Origin of the sequence: Flavobacterium galactosi (assembly GCF_048158585.1) — a bacterium.
Taxonomy (GTDB): domain Bacteria; phylum Bacteroidota; class Bacteroidia; order Flavobacteriales; family Flavobacteriaceae; genus Flavobacterium; species Flavobacterium galactosi.
On the sequence record NZ_JBLNKV010000002.1, the window covers coordinates 249845 to 272146 of the forward strand.

Here is a 22302-nt window from a genome sequence, read left to right on the forward strand (position 1 = left end):
TCTAAAAAACAAACATCTAAAAACCTATCTATAAAAGCCCATTGCTACTCCGCCGTCAACATTCAAAGCGTTTCCTGTTGATTTATTCAACAAGCCACCTACGAATGCAAAACAAGCATTTGCAATATCATCCGGCAATATAATTTCATTCAATAATGTACGTTTGGCATAGTAAGCAGGCAATTCTGCAACCGTAATACCATACGCTTTGGCACGACCATCTGCCCAACCACCTGACCAAATATTCGAATCAGAGATTACTGCATCCGGGTTTACCGTATTCACACGGATTTTGTCTGCTCCTAATTCGGCAGCCATCAAACGTGTTAAGTGTGCCTGAGCTGCTTTTGCAGATCCATAACCAGGATTATTAGGTCCTGCAACTACTGCATTTTTAGATACAATATTTACAATATCCCCACCAAATCCTTGCTTGCGCATTACTTCTGTTCCAGCTTTAGAAACAATAAATTGTCCTTTTACCAAAATATCATACAATCTATCCCACTCTTCTAAAGTATGTTCTGCAATCGATTTTGAGATACTGATTCCCGCATTATTCACAATAATATCTGCTCCACCAAAGGCCAAACAAGCAGCATCCAATGCTTTTTCGGTACTTTTTTCATCCGTTACATTCAATAATGTGCTAGAAATGGCATCTTTACCAAACGATTTGATAAAATCGGCAGTCGCATCTTGCAAACGCTCTTCGTTGATGTCGTTGATGACAACGCAAGCACCTTCTTCTGCAAATCTTTTTGCGATAGCTTTTCCAATTCCTCCTGCAGAACCTGTAATCAAAGCGATTCTTCCTGACAATGCTTTTGGTTTTGCCATACGTTGTAATTTAGCTTCTTCCAATAACCAATATTCGATATCAAAAGCTTCTTGACGCGGCAATGAAGTATATTCTGAAACTGCCTCAGCACCTTTCATCACATTTACTGCATTGATATAATATTCTGATGCTAAACGCGCCATTGTTTTATCTTTTGCGAAAGTAAACATACCTACTCCCGGATATAAAATCACCACAGGATTTGGATCACGCATCGCTGGTGAATTCGATTTCTTGCAGGTATTGTAATATTCTGCATACATCGCACGGTACGCTTCAAAAGCAGGAGTTAATTTTGCTTTGATTGCTTCCACATCCGATAAATCTTCGTTTGGATCTAATTCCAAAACCAAAGGACTGATTTTTGTACGCAAGAAATGGTCTGGACAAGAAGTTCCAAGAGGAGCTAATTTCTCTAAATCATTTGAATTAATGAATTCCAATACTCTCGCATCATCTGTATAATGACCAATCATTTTACGTTCTGATGAACAGAAACCACGTAATATTGGAGCAACTTTAGCCGCTTTTAACTGACGTGCTTCCACATCTAAACTTTCTATTTTTTGACCTCCAAAAACGGGACGTTTTTTTCCGTAGTTGCTTTCTAAATAGGCAGCACATTTTTCAGTTACTTCAAGTGTGTTGATGTAACTTTCATAAGACGTATCTCCCCAAGTAAATAAACCGTGAGAACCCAACATTACTCCTTTTAATTTTTTTCCACGAGCTTCAGCTTCTTCAAGACAAGCACGCATTTGTAAACCTAAGTCGAAACCTGGACGTTGCCATCCCACCCAACCGATTTCTCCGTTGAATAACTCTTCAGTAATTTTTGCTCCGTCTTTTGCAGCAGCAATAGCAATAGCCGCATCAGGATGCAAGTGATCAATGTGTTTGAAAGGCAAAAAACCATGTAATGGTGTATCAATCGAAGGTGCTTTTGACGCTAAGTCAAAAATACAATGGTTGAACAATTCCACCATTTCGTCTTCAAATTCGATTCCTCTGTATACGTTTTCAAGATTGAGCAATCTTTCTAAATAAAGTGCCGCACAACCTGATTTCGTCAATGTTCCGATGTCTCCACCAGAACCTTTGATCCACATTACTTCAGAATCAGCTCCTGTTAATGGGTCTTTATCAGTAATTTTCACGGAAGTGTTTCCACCGCCATAGTTCGTTAATCTCAAATCGGCTCCTAATAAATTAGAACGATAGATGAAAAGTGCTACTTCATCTCCTGCTAATGCTGCAGCTTTTGCATCATCCCAAAGGTAGCTTACGTGCTGAAAAGTCATGTTATTTGTATTTATATTTGACATAGTGTTATATTAAAAGTGTTTATAAAAAAGTTTGAAAATGAATGTTATAAATATTAAAGCGAATTCCCAATTCCCACCAATACAATTGACAAAAGAATAAGACCAATACCCAAAAGGAATGTATTAAAAGTCTTTTTAGAGACCCCAGACCATTCTTTTAAATAAAATCCCCAAAAGTTGGCCGTTAAAATAATGGTAGCCATGTGTAGAATCCATGAACTGGCCCCATTACCTAATTTACTTTCGCCCATTCCGTAAAAGAAAAATTGCAAAAACCACATGGTACCTGCAATGGCTGAGAAAAGTGTATTCTTAGCGATTGGAGTATTCGTATTGGTATAATCCCCGAAAGTTTTGTTTTTGAAATTAAGGTACATACACCAAATAAAGTTAGTTGTCAATCCACCCCAAAGTATAATTATATAGGTAACATTGTTTTGAAACAAAGGATTAAAACCTTGTCTAACGGCTTCTTCCGCCATTGGTTTTCCAGCTTCGATTCCGAAATTGAAAAAAGAACTCAGAATTCCAGAAATAATAGCAATAATTAATCCTTTTACTAAACTAAAATCTTTGTCTTTATCTTCATGACCTGTAGCAAAATCAGCTTCTTTAAGCATTCCTGCTTTTCCAGAAAAGGCAATTCCTATAAGGCAAACCAAAACACCAAATAGTACGAGTCGGCCACCGGTATTAGATAACATATCAGTAAATGAAACTTTACCTACAACTGGATAAAAATTATAATAAATAGACGGTACTAATGCTCCAAAAGCAGAACAAAAGCCCAAGGTAATTGAGTTTCCTAACGACATTCCCAAGTAGCGAACACCAAGTCCGTAGGTTAATCCGCCTATTCCCCAGATTAAACCCATTGAATAGGTAACTGTTTTTATTGATGGAGTTGCTGCACTGATAATTTCGACAAAACCCGGAATGGTTAAATAAGCCGCAATTGGCGGAACGATTAACCAAGAAAAGAATCCACCTACAATCCAGTAGCTTTCCCAAGCCCAACCTTTAACCTTTTTAAAAGGCATATAAAAACTTCCTGAGGAAAAACCTCCTATGGAGTGAAAAAGAATACCGAGTAATGATTCCATTTAATATTTTAATTTATAGGGTTAATAATTCTGGTGATGTAAAATAAAAGAATCTCTAAAACAAAACTGTCCTGTACTATCCTTTAGTAGATAGCGCATTTAATTCAAAAAATAAATTTCACAAAATAATGTGACACTATTTTTTTCCAATTTTGAATGCTATGAAACTACCAATTCGATAAATTGACTTTAATATCAACTGTAGCCTTAAGCTAATAAACACCATTTTAAATAGAAATTATTGTAGCCAATTTAGAATATTGATGTTTGTTATTTTTTGAACTATATAAAATAGTTCAACTAAATATAACATCCTCAATAATTATTTTTTGTCAAAATGACATTTTAAAAATCAATTATTGAGGATGTAATTACTTTAGTAATATCACAATTTAATAATACTTTTTTTACACTATTTGTTTATTTAATCAAAAAAAATAAAATAATATTCATGTTCCTATATCCTTTTAATTTTAAAAATCTATATTTGTGTAATCGATTGCGCAAATACAATTATCTATTTTTTTCTTATAGAAAATATTATTTACGAAGAGATTAATAGTGGAAGGTTTAGTTCCTAAATTACCCTATTAAATTAAAACTTATAAATGAGGAATAATAAGAATTAGCAATACCTAATTTTTTTAGCACAAAAACTAGTTTTTAAATAGAATGCCTATTAATTAAAAAATTAATGCCTATTTTGGACATAATTTATTTGACATGGATATGATTAAGTTTATTAAGATAGATGAGAATTCGCGTGTACCTAAATACAAGCAGATTGTAGATTCTATCATCTTTAATATTTCTATAGGAAATCTCAAAATAGATCAAAAAATCCCCTCAATTAATATGTTTAGTGAGGATTTTTATATCTCTAGAGATACCGTAGAAAAAGCATACAATATTCTAAAGGAGCGAAAAGTAATTTCATCCATTAGAGGTAAGGGCTATTATATTACACGAACAAAACTAATTTCCAAAATAAATATTCTATTTTTAATTAATAAGTTGAGTTCTTATAAAATGACAACTTACAATTCCTTTGTCAATAGTATAGGTGCAAATTCCCACACCGATTTGTTAATTTATCATTGCGATGAAACCTTATTTTTGAATTTATTGGATAAAAATAAAGGAGCTTATGATTATTATGTTATAATGCCGCATTTTAAAACGGAAGATTTAAAACATGTCAGTTATACTGACGAAGTGGTTAAGGCGATTAAAAGACTACCGAAAGAAAAGCTGATTATTATGGATAATATTAAGCTTGGAATGGACGGTGAAATTATTGAAATTTATCAAGATTTTGAAAATGATATTTATAATGCTTTAAAAGAAGGACTTACAAAAATAGTTACCTATGAAAAATTAATTTTAATTTATCCTGAAAATGCAGTATATCCTTATCCAAGAAGAATTTTACACGGATTTAAGAAGTTTTGCATAGAATATTCTTTAAATTTTGAGATTCTTAATGAGGTATATGACGATATGATTCTTAAAAAAGGAGATTTATTTATTACCATTGAAGAATCTGATTTAGTTAATTTAGTAAAACAAATGAGGGATGATGAATTTGTTTTGGGAAAAGAGATTGGTATTATTTCCTATAATGACACTCCGTTAAAGGAGCTGCTAGGAATAACCGTTATTTCAACAGACTTCAAAATAATGGGAGAAACTGCTTCCAGAATGATTCTCAATAAAGAAAAAGGTAAAATAAAAATACCTTTCAATTTCATCGACAGGAATTCGATTTAAGCTATTTTTTTATGTTAGAGGAACATAACTTTATTAAATGTTTTAGAGCATAATTAGTAAAATCTCGTGTCTTTCAAATAAACTATTTCAATGTTCGAAACAAGAGCTCCAAAAATAAATCATGGCTCCTGCTTCAATCATTGAATTAACTAAAAAGGCTTATTTATTTTTTTTATAGATTTAGGAAAAGGTACCAGCTCAATGTTTGGTTTTGGAGCAGGCTTCATTCCTTTGCCCATGTAAAAACTGGTGTGTGGCGGTTGGTTGTAGCCCACATTTTGCCAAGCAATACTCATCCGGTATTGCGGGTCATGCATTAGTGTATACTGTCTTATGCTTGTTGGAATAGTTGTGGTATAAATGCGTAATTCGGTATTATCTGAACTTCTCAGAATTAGTTCTTCTCTCCAATCTCCAAAAATATCTGCGGATAGTGCGGGTGTTGATTTACTCCCATTATTGGATAGCGCCCCTTCAGCGGTAAACAATCGACCTTTACCATATTTCTCGATATAATTAGCGTTGAGCAACTCTCTGGTAGCATCATCATCCCAATAAATTAAAAAATTAGTCGAGCTGGGAACTTTCCCAATTTTATTGCCTTTAATATCATACAGAGAAGAAGCCCCTGACCACCACATTTGAGCTCCAACTCGTGTTGAATCTATATTATCTGCAACACCTCTGCCTACATCTTCATTGAGAGCATCGGTAAACAATACTTTTCCTGTTTCGGCCGAAAACAAGGCAACTCCGGGTCCTTTTGTTCCTTCTTCAATTTCGTGTACACCAAAAACTTCCAAACCGGGTATATCCGGATCAAGATCACTTACATGTAACGCATCACCATGTCTAAAACCAGTAGTATACAAGCCTTTTCCGTTATCATCAATACACATAGACCCAAAAATAATTTCATCTTTCCCGTCATTATCAACATCGGCTACGGAAAGGTTATGATATCCCATTCCAGAATATGGATTATCACCGTTTTTACTGTCAAATACCCATCTGGAAGTTAATTTGTTATCTTTAAAATCCCAAGCGGACAAAACGGTTCTTCCATAGTAGCCTCGGCACATTATTACACTCGGATGCACACCATCTAAATAAGCTACACAGGCTGTAAAACGGTCTACCCTATTTCCTGTTGCGTCATTTTTACCATTTCCTCCTTTTCCTCCCCAAGCACCGATATCGCCTCTTTCAGGTATATAGTCAGTCGTTGTTATTACTTCTCCGGTTCTTCCATTAAAAACAGAAAGATATTCGGGTCCTTTCAATATTTTTCCATAGGTAGCAGATTCTGGATTTGTGTCTCTCCAATCTTTAGACGCATCTCCAATTATTTTGTTAGCACTATCCACGGATCCATCGGCTGTTTTACAGACAAATTCCGAAATACCATCACCATCCAGATCATAGACCATAAATTGCGTGTAATGCGCTCCTTCCCGGATGTTGATACCCAGATTTATTTCCCAAAGGAAAGTGCCATTTAAAGTATAAGCCTGAAAAACGGGTGGATCAGTCATTCCTTTGGAAGCGTTATCTCGACCTTTTCCTGTCAAATGAACTATTAAATCATATTGACCGTCACCATTCAGATCACCAACAGAAACATCATTAGGGATGTAGCCGTTTTTTTCTTTTATCGGAATCGACAAATAGTTTTTATCAGGACTGTTTGAGGCAATGGTAAAACTTCCTAATGTTTCTTTTTCTACACCATTTAGAACACTTTTCACATACCAAGTATTCTCATCTTGAGGATTAGCAGTGGGATCAACAAAATTAGTAGCTCCGGTAATGAGACCGGTATTGATCCGTACAGCAGTTTTAGTACCACTTTTTCTATAGAGGTTAAAAGCCAGAAGGTCTGGATCCGTCCCTAAAACCCTCCAACCAATATAAAACTGACCTTTTTCTTTTACAGCAATAACCCCTCGATCCAGGTTTTCCATTTGCTTTTGGCTAAACACAGCGGGTGCTGATAAAAGAAATAAAAAGAATAGTGTCCAAAATTTTTTTGATAGATTCATAATTGTTATTTTTTGTTATCTAATAAGGGTAGCGCTCATTAGCCCTATCACCACATCATTAGCGATTGTTTTTATCGTAAGTTTTTCCAGTGTTTTATTCTTATCTAATGGAAGATCCAAAACAGTCGCGGCGCCACCGTCGATTCCATAATTGCTGTATCCTTTTATTGTCTTAAAGTCTTCGAAATCTCGGGTAATAATTCCTGATTTTAAGTACACTCTTGGTGGTTTGGGAGCATTAGTGGTAAACGCATACCCATCCGAATAATAATCTTGTTCTATTGGCCACCAATTTTCAGGGTTTTTAAGCAGCAAAATTTCAGTGCTGCCATCGGAATAGTTAACAACTAATTCCCCATTTACAAACCTGCTTTGCATAGGGTTGGTAGTGCCTGCAACCATCACATACAAGTGAGAAGCATTACCCTTTAAAGCGACACTGATATTTTCCGGAAAGTTATCCCATAAGGATGTAAATGCAATATTTTTTTGATTCGAATCTGAAGGCGTTTGTAATGAAATACCCAAAGGTGTTATAACCTGTTGGTTCGCTTTAGCCTTTTCCCGTAATCCGGAATCATCTATTGCAACTGTTATGTTTGGGTAACACCAATTCCCTATGCCTGTAGTAGGAAGTTGTAAAGTAGGGGTTTGCGGTCTGGGAGATGTATACTTATAATTAAAAATATCCGTCACCTTTGCATTGAAAGCTTCCGACAGCGGCACTAATTCAAATTGCTGTTGTTTTTTCATTGGAATATCCCAGTTTACAAATGAAATTTTATGTATTTCGCCTTCTGCGGTTCTTAATTCTAAAGTATTGGTACCAGAAACTAAATTTTGAACTGGAATATAAATAGTAGTTTCTGCATTTTTATTTAGCGTGACTCTTTGCAAAATTGCTGTGCCATAAGGATTGAAGATTAAATTACCATTGATGGTATTTTGAGAATTATTTTTTAAAGAAAAAATAAGTGTATCTCCATCCAGCCGTATCGGATTTCCTTCTATTTTAGGTTTAATAATAATATCTATTGGACTCCACCAAATCATATTTCCCTGTTGAAGTTTTACAAAAAAAGTTTTATCCTCACTTCCATTTACATTCCCTCTCCATTCGGAATCTGTTTCTTTTATTTCGCTCAAAGCGGATTGCGGATCATATACCTCGATGATTTTTGAGCTAGATGTCTGGAGATTTATAACCTCACCAGTACTATATATATTCTTTAAGTTAAGTTGTTCCAAATGGTTTCCTTCCCAAGTTATCACTATCTTGTAATCCTCTTTAAAAGGGCTTTTTAGAATCAGTTGCGGCATTCCTATACCATCTGAAGTGGTTGTCCAGTCCGTTTTTTCTCCATTTATAAATACACTTTTTATTTTTTCATAAGGAACATTGACGACAAATTTCAATCCCATTTTTTTTGCAAAATTAGGTTTGATGTGATAGGAATCCGTATTGTTTTTTCTATTAAAAGAAAATGAAATATTCGGAATATCCAATGCTGCATGGTCCCATTTGACAGGCAATCCCGGTTGAATAGTCAAAGTACCGGCAAGCGCATCCGGCTGAATGCCAAAAAGTCCTTCCACCAGTGTACGTGCTACCATACCAATAGGGTCCGCAAAATCACGGTATAATTCTCCTCTTATGGCATCATGAAACAGCAGTTGCTCAAACCCTCCCGGAGAAGCCCCAACATACATACTTTCTATCAAAGCACTTTCCCACATGGTAAAAGCTTTTTCGGATTGTCCTCCCTGCCAAAAAGCCAATGAAGTATGCAATTGTTCGGCAAGAGCGACATTATTGATCGACCAGGTGTACGGTTGCCAATTGGTCGTACTAATGGTATAAAGGTCCGTTTTGTTTAATCCCTCGGCACCGATTGGAATATGAGGAATATTAGTGTCAACATACCGAAGCATCTGATAGTTTTGGAACGGATTCGAAATTTCTTCATCTATTGCATGATAAATACTCCAAATCCCGGGAGCCTCATGTAATAGTTTGTTTCCCAATGCATCTTTGTATTCTGCAAAAACCCCTTTTTTTGGTATCCAAAGTTGTTCTTTTGCCGATTTGAAAATGCTTTGGGCTTCCTTTTCATAAGGCTGTGTGTCTTGTTGTAGCATTTTGGCAATTGTCGCCGCCGTTTTATTGGCATAATAATTATAAGCTGAAGAATGGATTACGCCTCCCCCACTATACTGCAAAGCATCACTGGCCCATATAGAAGCATAGGCATCATAGAGTCCGTCATTATCACTGTCAAAATTTCTTTTTTCCCATTTTAAATGCCGCTCAATTACTGGCCACATTTCTTTCATGAAGGTGGTGTCTCCCGTCCATTTAAAATGACGTAACAATTGATCTATAAAAACCAAATTCATATCGTAATGATGGGCTTTGGTATTGTCATTTGGATTTCTACTGATATAACCGCTACTGAACAGAGCGGTTCCCATTTCTTCTTTTTGTCGCGCTAAGTTTCTGATAGTGTCAAATACTACGGGGCCACTTAAAGGAGCAGTTACCTGTGAATTCCCGTAACTCGTAAAATGAGTTTTTGCCCTGTCGTGCCAACCCAAAGGATCCGCAACATAAGCACCTCTCCAGGCATTTAGGTGCATGCGCCAGGCAATTGCTCCATGCAGAAAAGCCGGGCTTTCCCAGATCGCATCTGCTGCGATTGATAATGCTCCTCCCAAAGTATTGATGTAAGGGTCCGGTGTAACCACTTTAACACGATTGGCTAACAGTAGTGTTGCTTCAACGGATTTCTTAAAAACATCGGCTATTGCCTTTTGACTCTTGTATTTCGTATTGGTGTTGGTTTCCATCATCCAATACAACCCCGTTTGCGGAATGACATCTATTTTTCCAGTTATAACAGTTAACGAATCTGGAGTTGAATTGTAAAGATCGGTTGGCGTTTTTTGTTTATTAGCATCTGCCAAATGTGTTTTGGAATCAGGATGTATCCCAATTAGACTTTTATTGTTGCCTGTTTTTTGCTTGTTACTTTCTGAGCCATATTCCAACAGAAAAGATTCTTTTTTTAGAGAATACGTATTATTGATACAATAATTGGGTTGTAAGTAGAACACCGATTCTGGATCAGCACCGATATCGCCGTCTCTGCTAAATTTTTTTCCAGTGGCTCCGCCAAAAGCCCATATCAGTGAAACGTCTTTTGGAATATTATTTCCCATAACTTTTAGTGCGAAACCTTCTCCTGCTTTTAAAGCAACTAGTTCAATAAGTAATTCTCCATTTGCTAAAAGGGGATCTTTAATTGTATAATACATGATTCCCAGCGTGTACCGAGTATCTATTGTTTTAGCTTCTGTAATCCATTTGCTGTTTTCTCCTTTGGCAAAGCCAAGTTTAAAATTTCCGCCCATCCCGGGCATATACATGGCAAATTCAGGCAAATCTCCTGCTTCAACCCTAAATCCAGAATTAGTACCATAAAGAGCTCGGTTAAATTTCCGCGAGCCATTTTTTAAAACAAAGCTATTGCCTTCTGGAGTATAGTGTATTTTACGGGAAATACCATGCCAAAGCTCTTTTTCCTGACCAATTGTTACTATTGATGACAGAAAAAGCATGAAAACTAGAATTTGAATGCTTATTTTTTTAATCCCCATAGTGTTTCCGAAAAGTTTACATTAGTTGCGTTTTCTATACTTACTTTCGAGCCATCATTTGTTTTGATAGATACATTTCTCAGAGTCCAATTAGAGCTATAAGAAATTCTTCCGGCAGTTTCCGCTTCGATATAAACGTTGTCCAAAGTGATATTTTCAATTGTAGATGCTGCCATTCCCTCAACACTAATAGCCTTACCAACTTTCGTTACATGAATATTCCTGAGTGCGATGTTTTTAAAATGTGGTATTCCTTTAGCGACCGGTTCTACTTTGGTAAGCATTTTTTTCCAATGTTCCGGTAAGTTTTCTTCAGTATATCCATCAGGAAGTTTAGAATAGCTATAGCTTGGATTCCAATTCATGGATATTTGTATAAAAGTGTTGCAATTTTCCATTTTTATATTTTCCATAAGCACATCTTCTACAGTACCTCCCCTATTAGAAGCTGATTTTATGTTCAATCCATTTTTAGTACCGTCTCCTGTTATATTTGAAGCATATACATGACGAATACTTCCTGAAGTTTCACTACCTAATGTCAATAGTCCTGCACCTTTGCGAGCGATACAATCTCGAATAACTACATACTCAGTAGGTTTATTTACTCTCAGGCCATCCCAATCTCTTCCGGCTTTTAGACAAAAGTTATCGTCATTGCAATCAATGTCACAATTTTGAACCAAAATCCATTTCGAAGAATCAATGTCTATTCCATCAGTACTTGGACCATGACCTCCAATGTTGTTTCTTATAGTAATACCATCAACGGTTATGTATTGGGAGTATAGCACTTGTACTGTCCAAAAACCGGCCTGTTGGATGTTCAGATTCTTCAATGTAATATTTTTAGAATCAGAAATTAAAATAGTTCTAGGGCGTTGCGCATCATAATCCACAATCCAACGCAATCCTTTAGGTTCATATTGCTTGCGCAGATCCCAGTAGTAATCCCAAAATACTTTTCCTTGACCGTTGATTATTCCTTCACCATCAATCATAATATTTTGTTGGTTCAGCACATTGATTAAGGCAGCTGGCCATTTCATTTCAATTCCTGCGATTCTGGTATCTATTTGTTTGTAATCCTTAATATCTTGACTTCCTCTAATTTCGACATCTTTGTCAACTTTAAAATGGATTCCCTCTTTTATAAATAAGGAACCTGTTAGATAAATCCCTTTTTGAAAAGTAACAACACCCCCTCCATTTTTTGAACAGGCATCTATTGCTTTTTGAATCGCTATTGTGTTTAGTGTTTTTCCATCTGGAATTGCTCCAAATTCATTTACAGAATAACTGTTTTTTTTAAAAGCAGTTGATTTAGATCCCACTTTTTTAATCCAAGAAGGCAAACTGATACTGCTTGTACCATTTTCTTTCTCTGAACTATTCGTATTTTTTACTCCGCAAGAAAAGAGACTAATATTCGCTAACAATACCCAAAAAATAAAAATATATCTCATTTTGTTTTAATTCAGTAATTATCAGGCAAGTTCTTTGTTTTTTATTGGTATACTATCCTGTACCTACCTGATTTTATAAATATCCATAGTGCCCTATATCAGCGTAATTCTGTAATCATTTTTCATCATCATAGTACAGGATACTATATTAAAAAGTAACCGTTATTTTTGAAAAACTATTAAATTTAAATCTTATACCGTTGGTAAATACTAGACGTTTATTATTACTTGTTTTTTTATGTTATCTGCCGGGCGAACTTTTTTCTATGCATTCGAATTATTTACTGCAAGAGCATAAAAATCCCATCTCTAAAGAAAAGACTCCAACTTCTGATGTAAATTCTACTAAGACCCAATTATTTTGTTTCGGGAGTAAGAGAAAATCTCAGAAAGGAACGCTCATTGATTCTCAATTGATCTTCGATTCAAAAAGAGGTTATGGTTTTGATTTTAATACTGCTCAAAATATAAAAATCAGTCCTACTGCTTTTACTGCCGAAAAACCAACTTACTTTTCAGTAGCAGTTCCCGAGGGAAATTATAGAATTGAAGTAACTATGGGAAGCAAAGAAAAAGCATCGAATATTACCATAAAAGCAGAATCCAGAAGGCTGATGCTGAACCAATTTTCTATAAAAAAAGGAAGTCAAATAACAACGACTTTTAATGTAAATATTAGAAATGCCAAAATTGATGCTACCACCAATATTAGTCTTAAAGATAGAGAAAAAGACACCTTCAATTGGGACAGCAAACTAACTCTTGAATTTCTAGGTACTGTATCTATCCAAAGTATTAAAATCATTCCTGAAGAAAATCTCTCTGTCGTATATTTAGCTGGCGATTCTACAGTTACCGACCAAGATGTAGAACCTTGGGCGTCTTGGGGACAGTTTATCCCCAACTATTTTAATGACAATGTCGTGGTGGCCAATTATGCCGTTTCAGGTTCCGCTTTAAGCTCGTTCAAGGGAAGCAATCGTTTGAAAAAAATAAGCGGATTACTAAAACCAGATGACTATTTGTTTATTGAATTTGCTCATAACGACGAAAAATTAAAAGGCCCTGAGAATACTGCTTGGGAATCCTACTCCAAATATTTAACGGAATATGTTGAAACGGCACGAAAAAAAGGTGCAATTCCTGTTCTAGTTACCCCAACACAACGCCGGTCTTTTAATACCGACGGAACTTTGAAACCAACACATGGCGATTTCCCGGATGCCATGCGAGCCGTAGCTAAAAAAATGAATGTACCGCTTATCGACATTACCCAAATGACGACTCAATTGTATGAAAAATGGGGTGTTGAGGCTTCAAAAAATGCTTTGGTACATTATCCCGCCAATACTTTTCCGGGACAGGAAAAAGCATTGGAAGACAACACGCATTTCAATAGTTTTGGAGCTAACGAAATTGCACTTTGCGTGATTAAAGGCATTCGTGATCTTGACCTTCCTTTGAAAAAATACATCAGCAAAGAAACTCCTGCTTACGACCCAACGAAACCGAATTACATTTCGAATTGGACTCTTCCGATGAGTGCCCGCTTTGAAATTGCAAAACCTGATGGTAATTAAATCCCTTTTGAAAAACCTAATTATGTTACATAAAAATACCTTTCACTCTTTTGTTATTGTTGCGCTTACTGCGTTTTCTGCGCTGAACGGTTTTGCACAACAAACCGACAAAATATATCTTTCTGGAAAAGATTTTGAACATCCCGTGCAATGGGATTTTTATTGCACCGGTGGCAACAACAGCAAGACTTGGTCAAAAATAAATGTTCCTTCGCAATGGGAATTGGAAGGTTTTGGCGAATATACTTATGGCCGATGGTATAAAGAATTGAACCAAAAAGAACCCAGCAAAGAAGAAGGTTTGTACAAATATGAATTCGAAATTCCTGCCGATTATAAAGACAAAGATATCCTAATCGCTTTTGGCGGAGCCATGACCGATACCGAAGTGAAAGTCAACGGGAAGTTGGCCGGAGAAATTCACCAAGGTGGTTTTTATGAATTCAAGTATGATATTACGGCTCTTTTAAACTTTGGTGCCAAAAATGTACTGGAAGTCCACGTGTGGAAACATTCCAGCAACAATACCGTAAATGCAGCCGAACGCAAAACCGATTGGTGGTTGTTTGGCGGGATTTATCGTCCGGTTTGGTTGGAGGTTTCTCCTAAAACACAAATTCAACATATTGCGGTGAATCCAAAAATGGATGGTTCGATTTCTGTCGATATGAACCTTAAAAATATTGGTAAGAATGCCACTGTCGAAGCAACTTTAAAAGGTTTGGATGGCGAAAAATTTGCCGCTTTTTCTTTTCCAATAAAAGCCAAAAGCACCAAAGAAACGATTGCTGCCCAATGGAAAAACGTAAAACCTTGGAATACGGAAACACCGAATTTATACGATTTGGAATTGGTGTTAAAGCAAAACGGAACCGCGATTCATAAAGTGGAAAAAAGAATTGGTTTCCGAACCTTGGAGTTCAAAAAGAAAGACGGAATTTACGTAAACGGTACCAAAATCATAATGAAAGGAATCAATCGTCATTCCTTTTGGCCGGAAGGCGGACGTAGCACCAGCAAGCGCATCAGCGTATTGGACGGGAATTTATTAAAAGACATGAACATGAATGCCGTGCGTGGCCATTATCCGCCCGACGAGCATTTCTTGGAAGTTTGTGATTCCTTGGGACTTTTTGTCTTGAACGAATTGGCAGGTTGGCAAAATTCGTATGATACCAAATTAGGAACAAAATTAGTCACCGAAATGGTTACTCGTGATGTCAATCATCCATCCGTAATTATTTGGGACAATGGTAACGAAGGCGGTTGGAATTACGATGTAGATAAAGTTTTTGAAGATAATGACCCTCAAAAAAGAATTGTTATTCACCCATGGGCTGATTTCAATGGTTGGGACACGCACCACTACCCAACTTATTTAACTGGAATGCACCGATTTAATAGTGGCGAAAATGTGTTTTTCCCAACGGAATTTATGCACGGAACTTACGACAACGGACACGGAGCTGCCTTGGAAGATTTCTGGACGCGCTACAAACAAAGTCCTTTGTTTGCAGGAGGATTTATGTGGGCAATGCTCGACGAAGCGGTTTTCCGTTCGGATTGGAAAGGAGACACCAAATTTGATTCCAAAGGTTCTCTCGCTGCCGACGGAATTCTGGGACCACACCGTGAAAAAGAAGGCAGTTATTATACGGTAAAAGAAGTTTGGGCTCCCATTCAATTTGCAACAAAACAAATTACCGAAAGTTTTGATGGCGCATTTTTGGTTACCAATGACTATCTTTTCAGTAATTTGAATTCCTGTACAATGGAATATAAAGTACTGAAATCAGATGCCAACATTCTTTATACAAATACCGTTCCAGCAACATTAAGCTCTGGAAAAATTGACATTCCAAGCATTGAACCTGGAGAAACTCGCAAGATTAAATTTGCGGTTCCAGCCAACTTTTTCGAAGGTGATGTTTTGTCCATAACGGCAAATGACATCCACGGTGCAGCAATTTATACTTGGACTTGGCCTATACACAAAGCCCAGTTTTATGCGAACAAGTTTTTGGTTGCCAAAACGACCAAAGCAAAAGCAACTGCAGTTCAAACTGGCAATGAGGTAACTTTAAAAGGAAGCGATATCAGCGTAACTTTGGATAAAACAACAGGTGAAATTCTTTCTGTCAAAAACGCCACTTCAGTAATTCCGCTGACCAATGGCCCTCGCCCAATCGGGATGAAAGCCAAACTAAAAGAAATTCAAGTTGTACAAGAAGGCGAAAATTCGGTTTGTACCGTACTATATTCTGGTGGATTGCATTCCATAAAATGGACAATGCATCCAGATGGAAGATTCAAAATGGAACTAATTGCCCTGAAAAATGCCGAAAATGCCGGTGGTTTCGACGGCGCTTATTTTGAAGATAAAATCAATGCTTTCGGAATCACGTTCAGTTTTCCTGAAAAAGGTGTTACGGGAATGAAATGGTTTGGAAGAGGCCCATATCACGTTTGGAAAAACAGAATCAAGGGAACGACTTATGGCATTTGGGAAAAAGAGTACAACACGACCATAACAGGGGAAAGTTTTGAAAATTTGGTTTATCCAGAGTTCAAAGGTTATCACGCCAATGTAATGGATGCGAATCTAAAAGCGGGTGCATCATCTTTCAAAGTATTTAGCGAATCCGAGAATTTATTTTTACGAGTATTCACTCCCGATTTGCCTAAAAACGGTTTTCCGGGAAGCAATCCGCAACCCGCATTTCCAGAAGGAGACATTTCCTTTATGTATGAAATTCCAGCAATGCGTGATTTCAAACCTTTGGAACACCAAGGGCCAGAAAGTCAAGCTACCAACATCCGTATCAAAAAGGGTGATGATGGAATTTCAATGAATCTTTGGTTCGATTTTAGAGCATTAACTGAAAAATAAAATTTATACCTTAAAATATGAAATTGATTAAAATACTTTCTGTCATCTGTTTAGCATTTTTGTTATTTAATTTTACGGAAAAACAAAAAAACAAACCAACTGTTTATACCGTTGGAGATTCAACCGTAAAAAATGGCAGTGGCAAAGGTGACGGTGGACTTTGGGGCTGGGGAGATTACATAGGCCAATTTTTGGACACTTCGAAAGTTAGACTCGAAAACCACGCTTTGGGCGGAACCAGTAGTAGAACTTTTCAAGACAAAGGTTTGTGGTTGCCTGTTTACAATAAACTAAAAAAAGGAGATTATGTGCTGATTCAATTTGGACATAATGATGATGGGCCTTTAAATGATGATTCCAGAGCCAGAGGAACTATCAAAGGGATTGGTGAAGAAACCGAAGAAATCGACAATATGCTGACCAAGAAACACGAAGTCGTTCATAGCTATGGTTGGTATATTAGAAAACTGGTTAAAGATGCCAAATCCAAAGGTGCAATTCCAGTGATTTGTTCTTCGATTCCGAGAAATGATTGGAAGGAAGGCAAAGTGCCTCGCAACAATAAATCCTATGGATTGTGGGCGCGACAAATCGCTGAACAAGAAAAAGTGACTTTTATCGAACTCAACGATAATATGGCCATCGAAATGGAAAAATTGGGTGAAGCAAAAGTAACCGGAACCTATTTCTACAAACGCGACCACACCCATACATCAGCGAAAGGAGCCGTACTTTCTGCTTCGGTAATTATCAATGAATTGAAAAAAAGCGATAATTCCTTGAAAAATTATATTTTAAAAAATCCAAAAATTGTTCTTCCTGTCAAGAAAAGAGTATTTTTAATTGGCGATTCGACAATGGCGAATAATGGCGAGAATCCCAATGCCGTGGGCTGGGGTGTTGCTTTTCCCACCTATTGCGACACCACGCGAATTGAAGTCATCAACAAAGCCCGCGGCGGAAGAAGCACGCGCACCTTTACCAAGGAAGGATTGTGGGATGCGGTAAAAAATCAATTGAAGCCGGGCGATTTCGTAATGATACAATTTGGTCATAACGATGCCGGAGCGGTTGATAAAGAAAAATTTAGGGGTTCACTAAAAGGAAACGGCAATGAAACCCAAGAAGTAGTTCGGGACAGTTTGACCGAAACAGTGCACACTTTTGGGTGGTATATGGAAACGTTTATTAAAGAAGCCAAAGCAAAAGGAGCTATTCCTATCGTTTTGAGCCAGACTCCAAGAAACGAATGGCCAAACGACAAAGTAGAACGCAGAAGTGATTCTTATGGCGGATGGTCGAAAATAGCGGCAACTAATGCGGGCGCTTTTTATGTCGATTTAAACGAAATTGTAGCCTTGAAATACGAAGCTTTAGGCAAAGAGACTGTAAAAACATTTTTCCCAAAAGACCATACCCATACTGGTTTCGAAGGTGCCAATCTCAATGCACTTACCGTAGCGGAGAGTCTCAAAAAAATAAAAGAATGTGGATTGAAAGAGTATATTGAGATTTCCGCGAAATAATCTCATCCACTATTTTAAAACTCCATTGGATATTTATGAAATCGCCACAAACAACAAGTTTACACAAGCAAACATCAATAAATAAAAAGGCGAGACAATATATGACAACTGACTAATATTTTTTACATATATGAAACATAAAATTCTAATACTGACATTCCTTGTAAGCAGTTTGTATTCTTTTGCAGCCGAATATTATGTTGCTCCGAATGGAAAAGATTCCAATATTGGAAGTATAGACAAGCCTGTCGAAACCATAAAAAGAGCCCAGGAATTAGCTAGTGCTGGAGATACCGTTTACATCAGAGGCGGTATGTATACAATGAGAGTAGAACAAATAGCAGCATATAATCGTGCTATGGCTTATGTCACCAAACTGGACAAAAGCGGAATCAGTTATTTAGCTTTTCCAAACGAAACACCAGTATTTAATTATAACAACATTACCCCCGCCAATTATCGCATTATAGCATTTTATGTCAATGGAAGCAATATTCGCATCAAAGGCATTGAAATAACTGGTGTTCAAGTAACAATAACAACCCATACCCAATCCGAATGTTTTGAGATTCAAGGTAGCAATAACACACTGGAAAAACTGCAACTACATGATAATATGGCTATTGGCGTTTACATATTGAAAGGTTCCAATAACCTAATATTAAATTGTGATGCCTTCAGAAATTGGGATTCAGTATCCGAAGGTGGCAAAGGAGGAAATACCGATGGTTTTGGATGCCACGCTCCTATTGGCAATAAAAACAACATCTTTAGAGGATGTCGCGCTTGGTTTAATAGTGATGACGGCTTTGATTTAATTAATTCTGGAGAAACTGTTTTAATTGAAAATTGTTGGGCTTTTTACAATGGCTATACCTCGGACTTTATAAGCCGTGCCGACGGCAATGGTTTTAAGGTTGGCGGTTATGGTGGTAGTCCTCTGGACAAAATACCTAATCCAATACCTCGGAACACTATTCGGTTTTGTCTGGTGGTGGGAAACAAGCAAAGTGGTTTTTATTCCAATCATCATTTAAACGGAAGCAATTGGTATAATAATTCGGCGTATCGAAATAAGAGAAACTATAATATGCTGAACAGAAAAGCTGCCAACACGGCGGATTATCTCACCAATGTTCCAGGCTGGGCTCATGTAATGAGCAACAACTTGGGCTACAAAGCCACGGAAAAAGAATTGACGGATATCGACAAATCTGCTTGTACGTTAACCCACAATTATTTTGACCTCAATCTAACGATTAATGATTCCGATTTTTTAAGCCTAGATGAAACGCTTTTAACGGCTCCCAGACAAGCTGATGGAAGTCTGCCTAAAAATAATTTCTTTAGATTAAATGCTGCAAGTAATATAATTAACGCTGGAACTGCTATTGGGTTTCCATTTAAAGGAACCGCTCCTGATTTAGGTTGTTTTGAATAGGTTAATCTTTTTAAAACTACTGATAACTAATTCTGTGTACCATGCAACTTGTTTTTCTCAAAAAGACATTTTTTGTGCATAGTTTTTTTATGATGGTTCATTCCTGTAAATAAAAACACCCTCCCAAAAATCAGATTTCAGGAGGGTGTTTTTATTTTTTAACAGCACTTATTTTTCTTCTTTATAGGCTGGTATTTCATAAGAGCCTCCCTGTTCCAAAAGATAAACAGCCAATTGATCTAAAACAATTCCGGTTTGATTGACTGTGATAGTGACAGTATGCTTTCCAATATTTGCAAATGAAACTGGCAATTTTATAATCGCACTGTTTCGTAATACATTTTCTTTCCATGCAGTATCTCTATCTTTGGTGTTAATCAAAAAAGACTTTGTTTCTTTTCCGTCTATTTGTACTCCTACTTCATGGTCAAACTTGTTAGCATGAGTTGGGAGCAAATGAATTTCTATTTCGTAATTACCTGTATTATCTACTACAAATTCATAAGAAATTGAAGGTTTTACATCCTTAAAATAACTGTGCTTGAATGGAAATAAAGTAACTGCATTATTACTGAACCCTAAACCATTAATCGTTTCCCATTTATAGTTTTTGGAGGCTTTACTGGCAACAAATTTGTTTGCCTGTATCGTAATCACGGATTTTGGACTTTGTTTTACTGGAATTTCTTTTGGCAATGTTTTTATGGAATCGAAAACCGGTAAATTTCTCGGATGCATCGACATCATCCCATTCCATTTTCCTTTACTCAAGCCGTTGTTGTAATATGCCGTGAGTTCTTTGATCTTCTCAAAAGCTTTCGCCGATAAATTCAAATATTTTTCCTTTTGTTTCAAATCGGTTGTCAATGCCGCCAAATTCCAATATAAAAATTTATGGTTCATATATGCCGCTCCTTCAATTGGGTAAACCACCAATTGGAAATAAGCATCCTCTCTTTCATCGGGAACAGGTGATGACGTATCTACTGCAACAGTAGAATACAAGTCACCTATTTTGTTAATCAAATTATCGTAGGCTTTTATTCTTTCCAAAGATTCTTCTGCAGTAAAATCGGAAAGTTTTATTGGTGTTGTTGGCTCTGTCTGGCTCCATCCCATGTATTCCGGTTTTCTGAGGAATGCCAATCGGTAATGTTCTTCAAATACAGCACTTAAATCTTCTGCCATGTATGGAGAAAACTCTCTGCTGATCCAGTTTTTTAAATAGTGCTTAATCCCATCTGATTTGATGCTATTGATATCCCAAGCCATATCCAGAAAGAACTCCATATCATACTCGGCTGGTTTGATATCACCCACATTGACAATCCACATTTTTTTTGCGCCATTTTCATAGGCTTTTTTCATTTCGTACCATATCAAACCAGGTTGGGTGGTACTTAGCCAAAGGTAATCGTGAGGTCTTCCCCAATAACTTAAATGATAATAAACGCCACCGCCTCCGGGTCTTTTTTGCTCTTCGGTATTGCTTAAGCGTCTAATGTATCCATAATTATCATCAGGCCAGACTAAAGTGACATCTTCAGGAATTTTAAGTCCGTTATCATACATTTCTAACACTTCTTTGTAGGGTACAAATGCTTGAGGAATGTCCTTTAAAGGTTTTTTAAAAGTATTGGATAGCATGTTACGCTGCACACCAATTATCTTTTCCACCATCGTGACAGACTCCTGTAAATCTTTTGCACCTTCCATTTTACTGTCATGTACGCCTCTCATTCCTAAAGTCATGATCGTTTCGTTTTGAGCAGATTTCAATTCATCTAATCGATCCTGCCAATATTTATCTACTTGTATTTTATTGGTAAAATAATTATAATCACCATGAATTTTTGGTTTCCATTCATCAACATTATTTCTTAGCATGGGTTCGGCATGGGAAGAACCTATAATGATATGGTATTTTTGAGCTATTTCTTTATTTCCGGCAATCGTAAAAAAACCTTTTGTAGACGGATGCATGGCTGGCCAAATGGTATTGGATTTCAAACGCAATAGCAATTGAAATATTTTCTCATACGTTTTAGGACCAATATCTTTTGTTTCGGTTTCAAAAGTTTTGGCTGCCCAAGGCTGTAATCCCCAATCTTCATCGTTTAAGAAAATGCCACGGTATTGTACTGATGGCGATGAAATAATGCCGTTTTTAGGTAATTTTAGCGACACTGTTTCTTTTTTTATGGGATGAACATCTGCCCACCATTTCCATGGAGAAATACCCAGACGTTCCGCCATTTCAAAAATTGCAAATACTGTCCCTCGGACATCACTTCCCACTACCAAAAGATTATCTTTTTCTTTATTGATACAAAATTTTTCCCATTGACCTGATAATTTTTGCTGTATTAATTTTGATTTGAATAGCGCACTAGATACTTTTCCAATGTATATTCCTTTGTTCGAAAACGTTTTGGCAGTAGCAATTTGAGGTCTTTTACCGCTTATATTTTGAATATCGTCAGCCAATTCATTCACTGCCCAAACCACTAATTCATCGGTATCACTGTCAATAAAAATAGTCGCTGTTTGATTTGAAGTTATAATGGAATAATTTATTGCACTCTTATCCTGACTATAAGAAGTTATGGTAAAGAAATAGAATAGTGGTAGGAATAAAATAAGGAAGCTTTTTTTCATTTC

General features: G+C 36.6%; 11 protein-coding genes. 5 read left to right on the forward strand and 6 right to left on the reverse strand.

Annotated elements, in window-relative coordinates; translation table 11 throughout:
• Nucleotides 1-24: 24 nt before the first annotated feature.
• Entirely contained in the window at nucleotides 25-2166 is a 2142-nt protein-coding gene (locus ACM55M_RS05270; protein ID WP_416856535.1) for a bifunctional aldolase/short-chain dehydrogenase, read from the reverse strand.
• A 53-nt stretch (nucleotides 2167-2219) separates the two neighbouring features.
• Nucleotides 2220-3269 carry an L-rhamnose/proton symporter RhaT gene (gene rhaT / locus ACM55M_RS05275; RefSeq protein ID WP_416856536.1) on the reverse strand — a complete coding sequence of 350 codons (1050 nt, stop codon included), beginning with the start codon at nucleotides 3267-3269 and terminating at the stop codon, nucleotides 2220-2222.
• Between the two features lie 729 nt (nucleotides 3270-3998).
• On the opposite strand from rhaT, the gene ACM55M_RS05280 reads away from it, so the two are divergent.
• Complete coding sequence (locus ACM55M_RS05280) at nucleotides 3999-5039, forward strand: GntR family transcriptional regulator (RefSeq protein ID WP_416856537.1); 1041 nt, start codon at nucleotides 3999-4001, stop codon at nucleotides 5037-5039.
• Between the two features lie 149 nt (nucleotides 5040-5188).
• On the opposite strand, the gene ACM55M_RS05285 is transcribed toward ACM55M_RS05280, so the two are convergent.
• The 3 genes from ACM55M_RS05285 to ACM55M_RS05295 are packed head-to-tail and all read right to left on the reverse strand — an operon-like array spanning nucleotide 5189 to nucleotide 12204.
• The gene (locus ACM55M_RS05285; protein ID WP_416856538.1) at nucleotides 5189-7081 is read right to left on the reverse strand and encodes a rhamnogalacturonan lyase; all 1893 of its coding nucleotides are present in this window, start codon (nucleotides 7079-7081) and stop codon (nucleotides 5189-5191) included.
• Nucleotides 7082-7096: 15 nt separating this feature from the next.
• The gene (locus tag ACM55M_RS05290) at nucleotides 7097-10699 is read right to left on the reverse strand and encodes a DUF4450 domain-containing protein (protein WP_416856539.1); all 3603 of its coding nucleotides are present in this window, start codon (nucleotides 10697-10699) and stop codon (nucleotides 7097-7099) included.
• A gap of 20 nt (nucleotides 10700-10719) precedes the next feature.
• The gene (locus tag ACM55M_RS05295) at nucleotides 10720-12204 is read right to left on the reverse strand and encodes a glycoside hydrolase family 28 protein (RefSeq protein ID WP_416856540.1); all 1485 of its coding nucleotides are present in this window, start codon (nucleotides 12202-12204) and stop codon (nucleotides 10720-10722) included.
• A gap of 266 nt (nucleotides 12205-12470) precedes the next feature.
• On the opposite strand from ACM55M_RS05295, the gene ACM55M_RS05300 reads away from it, so the two are divergent.
• From ACM55M_RS05300 to ACM55M_RS05315, 4 genes are all read left to right on the forward strand, one after another.
• Nucleotides 12471-13784, forward strand: coding sequence for a rhamnogalacturonan acetylesterase (locus tag ACM55M_RS05300; RefSeq protein WP_416856541.1), 1314 nt, complete (start codon nucleotides 12471-12473; stop codon nucleotides 13782-13784).
• A gap of 22 nt (nucleotides 13785-13806) precedes the next feature.
• The gene (locus tag ACM55M_RS05305; RefSeq protein ID WP_416856542.1) at nucleotides 13807-16674 is read left to right on the forward strand and encodes a glycoside hydrolase family 2 TIM barrel-domain containing protein; all 2868 of its coding nucleotides are present in this window, start codon (nucleotides 13807-13809) and stop codon (nucleotides 16672-16674) included.
• Between the two features lie 17 nt (nucleotides 16675-16691).
• The gene (locus ACM55M_RS05310) at nucleotides 16692-18200 is read left to right on the forward strand and encodes a rhamnogalacturonan acetylesterase (protein WP_416856543.1); all 1509 of its coding nucleotides are present in this window, start codon (nucleotides 16692-16694) and stop codon (nucleotides 18198-18200) included.
• Nucleotides 18201-18330: 130 nt separating this feature from the next.
• Nucleotides 18331-19641, forward strand: coding sequence for a right-handed parallel beta-helix repeat-containing protein (locus ACM55M_RS05315; protein WP_416856544.1), 1311 nt, complete (start codon nucleotides 18331-18333; stop codon nucleotides 19639-19641).
• Between the two features lie 168 nt (nucleotides 19642-19809).
• Here ACM55M_RS05315 and ACM55M_RS05320 read toward each other — a convergent pair whose 3' ends face one another.
• A complete protein-coding gene (locus ACM55M_RS05320) occupies nucleotides 19810-22299 on the reverse strand; it encodes a glycosyl hydrolase 115 family protein (RefSeq protein ID WP_416856545.1) in 2490 nt (829 codons plus the stop codon).
• Between the last annotated feature and the right edge of the window lie 3 nt (nucleotides 22300-22302).

Excerpts from the sequence above, each read along its gene's own strand:
- ACM55M_RS05270 (WP_416856535.1), bottom strand. The coding sequence starts at position 2,166 with ATGTCAAATATAAATACAAATAACATGACTTTTCAGCACGTAAGCTAC.
- rhaT (WP_416856536.1), bottom strand. The coding sequence starts at position 3,269 with ATGGAATCATTACTCGGTATTCTTTTTCACTCCATAGGAGGTTTTTCC.
- ACM55M_RS05280 (WP_416856537.1), top strand. The coding sequence starts at position 3,999 with ATGATTAAGTTTATTAAGATAGATGAGAATTCGCGTGTACCTAAATAC.
- ACM55M_RS05285 (WP_416856538.1), bottom strand. The coding sequence starts at position 7,081 with ATGAATCTATCAAAAAAATTTTGGACACTATTCTTTTTATTTCTTTTA.
- ACM55M_RS05290 (WP_416856539.1), bottom strand. The coding sequence starts at position 10,699 with ATGCTTTTTCTGTCATCAATAGTAACAATTGGTCAGGAAAAAGAGCTT.
- ACM55M_RS05295 (WP_416856540.1), bottom strand. The coding sequence starts at position 12,204 with ATGAGATATATTTTTATTTTTTGGGTATTGTTAGCGAATATTAGTCTC.
- ACM55M_RS05300 (WP_416856541.1), top strand. The coding sequence starts at position 12,471 with ATGCATTCGAATTATTTACTGCAAGAGCATAAAAATCCCATCTCTAAA.
- ACM55M_RS05305 (WP_416856542.1), top strand. The coding sequence starts at position 13,807 with ATGTTACATAAAAATACCTTTCACTCTTTTGTTATTGTTGCGCTTACT.
- ACM55M_RS05310 (WP_416856543.1), top strand. The coding sequence starts at position 16,692 with ATGAAATTGATTAAAATACTTTCTGTCATCTGTTTAGCATTTTTGTTA.
- ACM55M_RS05315 (WP_416856544.1), top strand. The coding sequence starts at position 18,331 with ATGAAACATAAAATTCTAATACTGACATTCCTTGTAAGCAGTTTGTAT.
- ACM55M_RS05320 (WP_416856545.1), bottom strand. The coding sequence starts at position 22,299 with ATGAAAAAAAGCTTCCTTATTTTATTCCTACCACTATTCTATTTCTTT.